We start from the raw sequence: 10,598 nt of genomic DNA on the forward strand, positions 1-10,598 counted from the left end.
CTCGGAGGGGCGCAGGCTCAGCGCGTCGCCCAACCAGGGCGCGTCCGGCACGGCCGCCTGGCAGGCCAGGGGGCAGCAGGTCGCCACGCAGCCAGCCGCACGCTTGTGGTGCCCAGGCGTGCCAGGAGACTGCTGCTGGCCCGCCGAGGCGTGCCGGTGGCAGTCCGCGCCGTCCCCGCCATCCGCGTGGACCGCCGATCCCGCGGGCGCGCCGGCGCCGCCGAGTGTGGCCAGGCGCCGGTGGTACGCATGCTGGTCGGCAGGGGCCGAGGAGTGATCGGCCGCGGCGTGCCGCTTCATCGTGCACGGTGCTGCCGGGGCGACGGCCACGGCCATCGCCAGAACGGCGAGCAACACTGCGCGCAGAAGTGCCAAGGACCGAGCGACCCCAACGAACCCGGCGCAACTCTTACACAGGCGGGCAATATCGGCAACGCATCCGTAATTTAGCTTTTGGTAAATCGCCCGAACCTGTTCCTTGGCGATGTCGGGGCACAAGTCGGCCCGCTCCTGCGCCGGGCCCGTGAGCCTGCTTTCCCTGCGTGGCCGCATCCATCATGGTCGGGGTGGAGCCTGCGACCGGCGCCACAACCGCGCGCGTCGCCCCGCGCGGGTTCCGCGGCATCAGTACCGGCGCACCAGCGGTGCATGCTCGGTCGAGATGGCCGAGGCCCCAGGCGACCAGCGCAAGCCGAGCTTCACGTCGTGGGAATCGATGTTCTTGAAGGTCATCGCCTCGCACGACCCGCACTGGCCGGCATAGTTGTAGACCGTGCCCGTCCTTCCGTCCCCGAGATTGAGGTAGCGGTATGCGAGCTCGACCGTGAAGCTCGGGTTCACTTCGTAGCCGACGCCCGCGTGCAACGCCCATGCGAGATTCGTCTTCGAGCCTGCCTTCGCGTAGGCGAGGCCCTGCGTGACGACGTTCGTGTCCTTGAAGTCGTCGAGCGTGACCCGCACGGCGCCGATACCGGCGCCTAGGAACGGCGTGAGGCCGTACCAACTCCCGAGATCGACGTAGCCGTTGAGAAGGACGGCCAACTCACGCTTCGACGCGGTGTACTCGTCGGTGCCGTAGCCGAGCGGCAGGCTCGTGTCGCGATAGCGCTCCAGCCCGGTGAACGCGGCGGCGCTGCGATACTCGCCCGTGACATCGGCTCGGAACCACGGGTTGAAGCGGTAGCCGACCCCGGCCCCGGCGAGCGGTGCGCCCGCGAAGCCAAGATTGACCTTCTCGATGGTGCCGAGCGCGTCCAGGCTGTTCGAGAGCCGTTCTACCGACTGGTTGCTGAAACCGATGTCGCCGCGGAGATAGAAGCCTGCAGCCTCGGTTTCCGGCGCAAGGGTCCTGCGCAGCTCCGGCACCGGTGCGGTTGGCGACAGGTCGGCGGCCTGCGACGCCCAAGGCATGCAGATCAGACTCGACCAAAACAGCCCGAGCGTTCTCGCTGCGCCACCCTTTGCACTCATGATCCGATCTCCACCCGCTGCTTTCACGGCCCGACCGTCTCACCTCGTGGTTGACGCACTCCTAACATACCCCTCGCAGGTACCGACCGCCCGCTTTTCCGAGCGCCCTGCCGATAGTTTTCGTACTTGGGTAACCGGCGGCCATAAGCCGGACGCGAGAACGACCTATTCTTTTCCGCGGGAGACGAACCTTCTCTACGATCAGCAGTCCGCCGATTCGATCGTCTCGCCTACCCCCAGGGGGTGTGATACTCTTTCGCGGCCGCGGTGCGTCACGAGCCCGGTCGACGGGCCGCGACCTTGTCGACGGAGACGGGAGGACTAGCGCGATGCCGAGACGAGCAATCTGCGGTTCCGCACTCGCCCTGATCCTGGCACCGGCCGCGGCGGGCGCCGTAGGCCTGCGAGAGACGCAGCCGCCCTACACGGCGGCGCCCGCAACCGGGTCTGCCGGTCGGGGACTGGGCGTACGCACATTCCGGGCGCACTACCGCCCCGTCTTCCTCGGCTGCGTCCACTCGTATCACGAGTGCGAGCATCTCGCCCACGACCATGGGTACTACAACCACTTCACGCGCCACGATCACGCGACGTGCCATCACGGCCCGTCGTATGCCTGCTATGGCCAGTGACGAATTCAGCGAAGACGCCCGCCGACCAGAACGGCGGGTCGAAAGCGTCGGGTCCTCGATGCCAAGCCGCGCAAAAGCCGTCGGGGTTGGGCTGGAAGGCGGTGGGCATGGGCACCATTCCGAGGACGCGGTCGAAGAGCACCATCGTCGCCTCATGGTCGTGGAGCACCGCTGCCATGTGCTACGGAAGACTGGCGAACGGCGTCATGGGATATGTCCGTCCTATCTCAGGTAGGTGCGCACCACGTCGATGAGTCCGGCCGCGCCCGTGGCGCGCGCCGGGTCCGGTTCGGCGTCCGGGTTCACGAGGTGGTGGCGGATGTCGTCTTCATCAGTCCGGCGGTCAGGCCGTTGATGGCCCCGCGCGTCGAAGCGGCCAGCATCAGGATGTCGGCGCAGCCGAGTTCGGCCTCAGGGCCTGCTCGACGGCTCCCGCCTGTCCCTTGATCCGGCGGGTGCGGCTGCTCCCCCTGACACGTACGACCGCGAGGCGCGGTGGGGAGATGTGCAGTCCGTGAAAGGTCGGGGCGCGGCCATTCGCGGCTTCTCCATGACCCAGCGGCGCGGCGGCCAGTCCGCCGATGCCCCCTCCGGCCGCCGAGCCCCGGTCCGGCCAGGACCGCGCTGCCGCGGCCTCCTTTCGCAGGTTGGCCTGCCAGCGGCCTTGCCGGTGACGCCGGGCCCATCCAGGCGCCCGGGCGGCGTGCCCGACCTCAGGCGAGCTCGCCCAGGTTCGTCATTGCCTGGAGCCCCCGGCGCCCCTAGAAGGGCGCGCCGGGCCCGCCCCGGCGGGCCGAAGCATGCTCCCGTCGTTCAGTCCTTCGGCTGACGCTCGTCCCGTGCAACGCGCTTCGGACGGTGACGACGGACGCCTGAGTTCCCGTATGGCGAGCGATCCCAAACTCCACATCAAGGCCAAGCTGACCGAGGTCGAAGCGGCGATTCGCCTGCGTATGTCGCCGGAACTGCTCGAATACTTCACGCGCGTTCAAGCCAAGGCCGGCATCGCGCGCAAGCTCGCATGCGAGATCAAGGACGGATTGCGCTGGTACGAGGAGGCGGAGCTCGTCGCCTTCGACAAGTTCCTACGCGAGCCTTGGCCGGTCAAGAAGGGAAGAAGCCGGCCGCACATGCCGGAGAAGGTCCGCCTCGAGATCAAGCTGGAGGCGAACTGCGCCTGCGCGATCTGCAACCATGGCGCGAACTGCGAGGCCGCGCACATCGAGCCCGTCTCGCAGACGCTGAGCCACCATCCCGCCGGTCTCGTCTGGCTCTGTCCGAACCACCACACCGACTTCGACAAGGGCGTCTACATGCCCCGGGACGTCGACCTCGCGACCGTCAAGGCCGTGAAGCAGGTGCTCGTCAATCGGCGCGTGCGGCAGTGGACCATCGAGCGAAACGCGAGCCTCGCCGTCCTGCGGCTCGTTCGGCAAGTCGAGGAGATCGGCGGCTTGCTTGCCAACGTGGATTTCACGGCGGCCCACGGTGCCGTGCTCGCCATGGCACGGAAGGACCTCGCGACCCTGGAAGTGACCGCGGCCGAGGCCGCAGCCACGCAGTCCGAAGCCGGGCCGGTCGCCCAGTCCTACGCGAAGTTCGCGGCCAAGGTCGCCAGTTCGGCCAAGAGGGCCCGAGCGCTGCCGGAGCCCCGCATCCCGACGTTCGCCGCGACCGTCGTCGAGGCGCGGGACGAATTCCTGCGCGACGCCGCCATGACCCCCTGTCCGCTCTGCACGGGTTCGGGTTCGTGGGACGGCTCCGATTGCCCGGCTTGCGGTGGCGAGGGCTACGTCGCTGCGGCGGACGCCCGGCGTATCGACGTGTCGGCCTACCAAGCCGTCGATTGCCCGGTCTGCGATGGGTGTGGGCAGCGCAACGGGAGCCTCTGCCCGGCATGCGGCGGCGAGTGCCGCATGCAGCGGCGCCACGCGGAAGCGGTCGAGACCAGGGATTACGAGGAGGTTGCCTGTCCGCTGTGCGAGGGCGTCGGGCGTCGGGCGGGCGAGGAGTGCCCGGCCTGCGGCGGCGAGAGAACCATGGAGCGACACATCGCCGACACACTCGATCTGGCCGCCTATGACCTGGTCAAGTGTTCCCTCTGCGCGGGGAGCGGACAGCTCGGCGGCTACGACTGCCCGCCCTGCGCCGGCGAGGGGCGCTTGGAGCGGCAACTGGCCGACCGATACGACTGGTCGCAGTACGACCTGGTGAAGTGCCCCAGCTGCGGTGGAACAGGGCAGCGCCACGATTACGATTGCCGATCCTGCAATGGCGAGGGGCAAGTCTACCGTCGGCAGCTCGACTGGATCGGCGACTGAGGAGCCGCTCCAGATCTTTCAAGGGAGCTGCCGACGCGATGCGGGCCGCCATCCAGAGCGGTTGCAGAAGGATGTCCGTGAACGATTCCTCCCTGTTGCGCGACCCGGGTCGCGCCGCCGAGGGACCCACTCGGCCCCTTGGCGTGACGTCACCGGCCGCGGTCAGACGGGCTGCGCCCCACGAAACCGGGCGAACGTGCTGCGGCCGGCCGGGCCGAACAGCACCACCTCGTAGGTCGCCGGTTCCATGCCATCGACCTCCATGCCGGGCGAACCGACCGGCATGGCGGGCACAGCGAGGCCGGTGGCGGTCGGCTTCTCCGCGAGCAGCCGCTTGATGGCCGATGCGGGCACGTGCCCCTCGACGACGTAGCCGCCGACCTGGGCCGTGTGGCACGAGGCCAGCTCCCGAGGTACCCCGAGTCTGACCTTGACCGGGTTCACCGGGGCGTTCACGACCTGGACGCGAAATCCCTCGTCGCGCAGGTGTTTGACCCAGGCCTCGCAGCAACCGCAGCTCGGGTCCTTCGTGGCGACGACCTCCGGCAGATCCTCCGCCCGCGCCGCCTGTACGCCGGCGGCCGCCAGGCCGAGGACCACGATGCGTCGGGACGGTCGGAAAAGTTCGCTCATATCCAACTCCTGTCTTCTCACGGCCGCCGTGACGGCCCGTCCAGCCCAGCCACGCTCACTCGGCGGCCCGGGGGAGCCCCGCTTGCACGGCGGCCGACCCTTCCTGCCGAAGCCCCAGCCTCCGTCCCTTCACGAGCCCGTAGATGGCCGGGATCACGACGAGGGTCAGCACGGTCGAGGAGACCATGCCGCCGATCATCGGCACCGCGATGCGCTGCATGATCTCCGACCCCGCGCCGGTGCTCCAGAGGATGGGCAGCAGGCCCGCCATGATGGCGACGACCGTCATCATCTTCGGACGCACCCGCTCGACCGCCCCCACCATGATGGCTTGGTACAGGTCCACGCGCGTGGTCTCCCGCCCGGCGGCTCGGGCGGCGGCCCGCCGCTCGTCCCATGCATGGTCGAGGTAGACCAGCATGATCACGCCGGTCTCCGCGGCGACGCCGGCGAGCGCGATGAAGCCCACCGCCACTGCCACCGACATGTTGAAGCCCATCCACCACATCAGCCACACCCCGCCGACCAGGGCGAAGGGCAGCGACAGCATGACGATGAGCGTTTCGGTCAGGCGCCGGAAGTTCAGGTAGAGGAGCAGGAAGATGACGAGCAGCGTCACGGGCACCACGATCTTCAGCCGGGCCTCCGCCCGCTCCAGGTACTCGAACTGCCCGCTCCACTGGACGCTCATGCCCTGCGGGAGCTGGACCTCCTTGTTGACCGCGTCCCGGGCCTCGGCGACGTAGCCGCCGAGGTCGCGCCCGGTCAGATCGACGAAGATGTAGACCGCGAGCTGCCCGTTCTCGGTGCGGATCGAGGTCGGCCCTCGGGTCAGCTGGACCTTCGCCACCTCGCCCAGCGGAACCGTGCCCCCGGCCGGCAACGGCACCTGCACCTCGGTGGCGATGGATTGCGGATCCGACCGGAAGGCGCGCGGGTAGCGCACGTTGACGGTGTAGCGCTCGCGGCCCTCGACCGTGTTCGTGACGCTCTCGCCGCCCAGTGCCGTCGCGATGACGTCCTGCACGTCCCCGACCATCAGGCCGTAGCGCCCGAGGGCCTCCCGGTCCGGCACGATGTCGAGGAAGTACCCGCCGATGACCCGCTCGGCGTAGGCGCTCGACGTGCCCGGCACGTTGCGCACGACCGCTTCGACCTGTCGGGCGACCTTCTCCATCTCGGTCAGGTCGGTGCCGTAGATCTTGATGCCGACCGGCGTGCGGATGCCGGTCGAGAGCATGTCGATGCGGGCACGGATCGGCTGCGTCCAGGCGTTCGACACGCCCGGGAACTGCAGCGCCTTGTCCATCTCGGCCTTGAGGCTCGCCAGCGTCACGCCGGGACGCCACTCCGCCTTCGGCTTCAGGGTGATGATGGTCTCGAACATCTCGGTGGGGGCGGGGTCCGTCGCCGTCGAGGCGCGCCCCGCCTTGCCGTAGACCGAGGCGACCTCGGGGAAGGACTTGATGATGCGGTCCTGGGTCGCCAGCAGCTCCCCGGCCTGGGTCACCGAGATGCCCGGCAGGGTCGTGGGCATGTACATCAGGGTGCCCTCGTTCAGGTCCGGCATGAACTCGGAGCCGAGCTGGCGGGCCGGCCAGATGGTCAGGCCGAGCGCCGCCACAGCCAGCAGGATGGTCAGCACCTTGGCCCTGAGCACGACCTCGATCACCGGGCGGTAGACCCAGATCAGGAAGCGGTTCAGCGGGTTGCGGTGCTCGGGGATGATGCGCCCGCGCACGAACAGCACCATCAGGGCCGGCACCAGGGTCACCGACAGGAGCGCCGCCGCCGCCATGGCGAAGGTCTTGGTGAAGGCGAGCGGCCCGAACAGGCGCCCCTCCTGGCTCTCCAGGGTGAAGATCGGCAGGAAGCTGACCGTGATCACGAGAAGGGAGAAGAACAGCGACGGACCCACCTCCGCGGCCGCCTCGACCAGGATCTCGACCCGCGGCTTGCCCGGGGGCGCCCGCTCCAGGTGCTTGTGGGCGTTCTCGATCATGACGATGGCCGCGTCGATCATGGCGCCGACCGCGATGGCGATGCCGCCCAGCGACATGATGTTGGCGCCGATCCCGAGGAGATGCATGGCGCCGAGCGCCATCAGGATGCCGACCGGCAGCATCAGGATGGCCACCAGCGCGCTGCGCAGGTGCAGCAGGAACACGATGCAGACGAGCGCCACGATGACGCTCTCCTCGACGAGGGTGTGCTTCAAGGTGTCGATGGCCGCCTCGATGAGCTGCGAGCGGTCGTAGACCGGCAGGATCTCCGTGCCTTTCGGCAGGCTCGCCGCGACCTCGGCCAGGCGCTGCTTGGCACCCTCGATGACGTTCAGCGCGTTGGCGCCGAAGCGCTGCAGGATGATGCCGCCGGCGACCTCGCCCTCGCCGTTCAGCTCGGTGATGCCGCGCCGCTCGTCCGGCCCGAGCTCGACCCGGGCGATGTCCCGCACCCGCAGCGGGGTGCCGGCCTCGGTCTTCAGCACGATGTTCTCGATGTCGGCGACGCTCTTCAGGTAGCCGCGGCCGCGCACCATGAACTCGAACTCGGAGAGCTCGACCGTGCGGCCGCCGACATCCGCGTTGCTCGACCGGATCGCGTCGCGGAGCGCCTTCAGCGAAATCCCTTGCGCACGCAGGCGGTTCGGCTCGACGACGACGTTGTACTGCTTGACGAAGCCGCCGACGCCGGCGACCTCGGCCACGCCCTCGGCGCGCGAGGCCCCGAAGCGCACCACCCAGTCCTGGAGCGAGCGCAGCTCGGCGAGCGTCTGCTGCTTGGCCACGATGGCGTACTGGTAGACCCAGCCCACCCCGGTCGCGTCGGGGCCGAGCGTCGGCGTCACGCCGGCCGGCAGGCGCTTGCCGGCCGCGCTCAGGTATTCGAGCACCCGCGAGCGGGCCCAGTACGGGTCCGTGCCGTCCTCGAAGATCACGTAGACGAACGAGACCCCGAAGAACGAGAAGCCGCGCACCACCTTCGACTTCGGCACCGTCAGCATGGCGGTGGTGAGCGGATAGGTGACCTGGTCCTCGACGACCTGGGGCGCCTGGCCCGGGTACTCGGTGTAGACGATGGTCTGCACGTCCGAGAGGTCCGGGATGGCGTCGAGCGGCAGGGTGCGCACGCTGTAGAGACTGGCCGCCACCACGAAGACGGTGCCGATCAGCACCAGGACGAGGTTGCGGGCCGACCAGGCGATCAGGCGTGCGATCATCGGGTGGCCTCCGTGGCCTGCGCCTGCGGCTCGGCGGCGGACTTGGGCGCCGCCATGCTCTGCAGCGCCGCCTTCAGGTTGCTCTCGGCGTCGATCAGGAAGTTGGCCGCGGTCACGACCTGCTCGCCGGCCTGCACGCCCTCGCGGATCTCGGTGTAGCCCTCGCCGCGGGCGCCGAGCTTGACCTCGCGCGGCTCGAAGCGGCCCTCGCCCTTGTCGACGAGCACGACCTGGCGCGCGCCCGTGTCGATGACGGCATCGTTCGGGACCGCCACCACGGGCTTGGCCGCGCCAGTTCCGATCTCGACGTCGGCGTACATGTCGGGCAGGAGCACCCCGTCGGGGTTCGGCAACTCGATGCGCACGCGGGTGGTGCGGGTCTGCGTGTTCACCTGCGGGTAGATCAGCCCGACCTTGCCGCCGAAGCTGCGCCCGGGCAGCGAGCGCACGCGCACGCTGACGGGCTGGCCGACCTTGACGTTGCCGAGGTCGTACTCGGGGACGTCGGCCAGCACCCACATCGTCGAGATGTCGCCGATCCGGAACAGGGTGTCTCCGGCCGACGCCTTCATGCCCTCGATGGCGTTGCGTTCCAGGACGACCCCGTCGCGCGGGGACGACCACGTGATGGCCATCGGCACCTTCCGGGTGCGCTCCATCTCGTCGATGACGGCTTCCGAGACGTTCAGGTTCTGCAGGCGCCGCCGGGAGCCGTCGAAGCCCGGGTTGGCGATGAGCTGGGCCGCCGCCGCGTTGATCTCGGGCGAGTAGACGTGGACCAGCGCCTGACCCTTGCGGACGCGGTCGCCGGTCGTGACGTTCTCGACGTGGTCGACATAGGCGTCCGAGCGGGTCGCCACGACGGTGACGCGGCGCTCGTCGAGCGTCACGGTGCCGGGCACCCGCACGGCTCGGCTGACGACGCGACGTTCGGCCCGCTCGGAGCGGACGCCGGTGCGCTGGACCTTGCCGGGCGAGATCTTGACGATGTTGCCGTCCTCGGCCTCGCCCTCGTAGACGGGGAGGTAGTCCATCCCCATCGAGTCCTTCTTCGGCACCGGCGAGGTGTCCGGCAGGCCCATCGGGTTGCGGTAGTAGAGAACCTTCCGGGTCCCTCCCGGTGGCGCGGCGTAGGCGGCGTTCGCCTCGACCGCCTTTGCCGCGGCGGGCCGCGGCTCGAAGTCGAAATCCTCGCCGACATGCACGGGAAGGTAGTCGCGTCCGTCGGGCGTTCTCGCCGGCGCGGGCGCGTAGGCCGCCTTTCCGTCGGGATCACGGTAGTAGAGGACGGGCGCATCCGCGGCCGCGGCCGGCTTCGCATCGCGGCCGACGAGCAGACCGGAGACCGAGGGCGGCAACCACGTCGGCAAGGGCCATCCCGCCTCGCCGGCCCGCAGCCCGGCGAGGGCGCCGCCCCCGACGGCGAGGGGCAGGAGAACGAGGCCCGCGACCCATGCCTTCGCATGGCCGCCTCGGTGCGCGCGGTCACGTTGCCGCGCCAAGTGGATCGGTGTCGTCTGGTCCATCACTCGACGGCCTTGAGCACGAGTTGGTCTTGGACGGTGCCGGTCTCGCCCGGTACCTTCGCGGCCAGCGAGAGGCGCCAGCGGCCCTCCATCGCCAGGTTGGCCCTGAAGGCGTAGATGCCCGGTCCCGGGCTCGCCTCCGGCTTCAGCTTGCCCGTCATCGTCGGCATCCCGTCGGGTGCCATGTCGAGGCGATGCGCGTAGACGAGCGCGTCCGCCACGGGCTTGTCGACGCGCTTGTCGAGAAGACGGACCTTGAGTGTCGCCTCGCCCGATTTGGTCTCGGGGTCCAGGAGCTCGAAGGCATAGTCCTTGAGTTCCGGTGGCATGCGTGGCGCGCTCTTGGGCAGCCACGCCGCGATCGGTTCCGGAAGCCGTGTCGCGACCGCACCGGGAATGACCCATGCGCCGCGCGCGAGCCCGTAGCCGGCGCCGGCTCCCACCAGGGCTCCTACGATGAGGACGAGCCCGAGCAGGAGCCGAGCGCGTCTCCCCGCCGGCCGGCGCCCCTCCTGGCAAGCGTCGAAAACGTCTTCCCGGCCCGTCATGGCGCCACCCGTAGGGCCGAGAGGATGGGGAAACGGGCCGCGCGGCTCGGGGCGTGCGGGATGCGCCGGGGCCCCTGGGGCAAGACGCGGACGCGGGGATGCGGGATGTTCGGTGGACACGGGGATGATCCTGTTCCGGAGCGTCTGGATGCGGAGCCCCGACCGTTCGGGCCGCCGCGCCGCGGCGGTGCGCGAAGGCTGCCGTGCATGCTCATGCACGGGGTGGCACCGCTCTCGGGCGTGCTCAG

8 protein-coding genes and 1 pseudogene are annotated in these 10,598 nt (G+C 69.6%); 1 reads left to right on the plus strand and 8 read right to left on the minus strand.

Annotated features, from left to right (window positions below; all coding sequences use genetic code 11):
* The 4 genes and pseudogenes from VQ02_RS38795 to VQ02_RS39450 all read right to left on the minus strand — a co-directional run.
* A partial coding sequence (locus tag VQ02_RS38795; protein ID WP_245239863.1) for a hypothetical protein occupies positions 1–498 on the minus strand: 498 nt, incomplete at its 3' end.
* A gap of 126 nt (positions 499–624) precedes the next feature.
* A complete protein-coding gene (locus tag VQ02_RS26580; protein WP_053080558.1) occupies positions 625–1,470 on the minus strand; it encodes an outer membrane protein in 846 nt (281 codons plus the stop codon).
* A gap of 570 nt (positions 1,471–2,040) precedes the next feature.
* The gene (locus tag VQ02_RS37610; RefSeq protein ID WP_157080829.1) at positions 2,041–2,247 is read right to left on the minus strand and encodes a hypothetical protein; all 207 of its coding nucleotides are present in this window, start codon (positions 2,245–2,247) and stop codon (positions 2,041–2,043) included.
* Positions 2,248–2,324: 77 nt separating this feature from the next.
* Positions 2,325–2,607 (minus strand): annotated as a pseudogene (locus VQ02_RS39450) (metal/formaldehyde-sensitive transcriptional repressor).
* A 379-nt stretch (positions 2,608–2,986) separates the two neighbouring features.
* On the opposite strand from VQ02_RS39450, the gene VQ02_RS26590 reads away from it, so the two are divergent.
* A complete protein-coding gene (locus tag VQ02_RS26590) occupies positions 2,987–4,423 on the plus strand; it encodes an HNH endonuclease signature motif containing protein (protein WP_048447255.1) in 1,437 nt (478 codons plus the stop codon).
* Between the two features lie 162 nt (positions 4,424–4,585).
* On the opposite strand, the gene VQ02_RS26595 is transcribed toward VQ02_RS26590, so the two are convergent.
* The 4 genes from VQ02_RS26595 to VQ02_RS26610 are packed head-to-tail and all read right to left on the minus strand — an operon-like array spanning position 4,586 to position 10,245.
* Complete coding sequence (locus VQ02_RS26595) at positions 4,586–5,056, minus strand: DUF411 domain-containing protein (RefSeq protein ID WP_048447256.1); 471 nt, start codon at positions 5,054–5,056, stop codon at positions 4,586–4,588.
* Between the two features lie 55 nt (positions 5,057–5,111).
* Positions 5,112–8,276 (minus strand): efflux RND transporter permease subunit, encoded by a 3,165-nt coding sequence (locus VQ02_RS26600; RefSeq protein WP_048447257.1) that lies wholly within the window; start codon positions 8,274–8,276, stop codon positions 5,112–5,114.
* Positions 8,273–9,802 carry an efflux RND transporter periplasmic adaptor subunit gene (locus VQ02_RS26605; RefSeq protein WP_048447258.1) on the minus strand — a complete coding sequence of 510 codons (1,530 nt, stop codon included), beginning with the start codon at positions 9,800–9,802 and terminating at the stop codon, positions 8,273–8,275. The genes VQ02_RS26600 and VQ02_RS26605 overlap by 4 nt, the downstream gene beginning before the upstream one ends.
* Complete coding sequence (locus tag VQ02_RS26610) at positions 9,802–10,245, minus strand: FixH family protein (RefSeq protein ID WP_245239864.1); 444 nt, start codon at positions 10,243–10,245, stop codon at positions 9,802–9,804. The genes VQ02_RS26605 and VQ02_RS26610 overlap by 1 nt, the downstream gene beginning before the upstream one ends.
* Between the last annotated feature and the right edge of the window lie 353 nt (positions 10,246–10,598).

It is taken from the genome of Methylobacterium variabile, assembly GCF_001043975.1.
GTDB lineage: Bacteria > Pseudomonadota > Alphaproteobacteria > Rhizobiales > Beijerinckiaceae > Methylobacterium > Methylobacterium variabile.

Coding starts and splice junctions, on each gene's coding strand:
- VQ02_RS26580 (WP_053080558.1), bottom strand. CDS start 1,470: ATGAGTGCAAAGGGTGGCGCAGCGAGAACGCTCGGGCTGTTTTGGTCG.
- VQ02_RS37610 (WP_157080829.1), bottom strand. CDS start 2,247: ATGGTGCTCTTCGACCGCGTCCTCGGAATGGTGCCCATGCCCACCGCC.
- VQ02_RS26590 (WP_048447255.1), top strand. CDS start 2,987: ATGGCGAGCGATCCCAAACTCCACATCAAGGCCAAGCTGACCGAGGTC.
- VQ02_RS26595 (WP_048447256.1), bottom strand. CDS start 5,056: ATGAGCGAACTTTTCCGACCGTCCCGACGCATCGTGGTCCTCGGCCTG.
- VQ02_RS26600 (WP_048447257.1), bottom strand. CDS start 8,276: ATGATCGCACGCCTGATCGCCTGGTCGGCCCGCAACCTCGTCCTGGTG.
- VQ02_RS26605 (WP_048447258.1), bottom strand. CDS start 9,802: ATGGACCAGACGACACCGATCCACTTGGCGCGGCAACGTGACCGCGCG.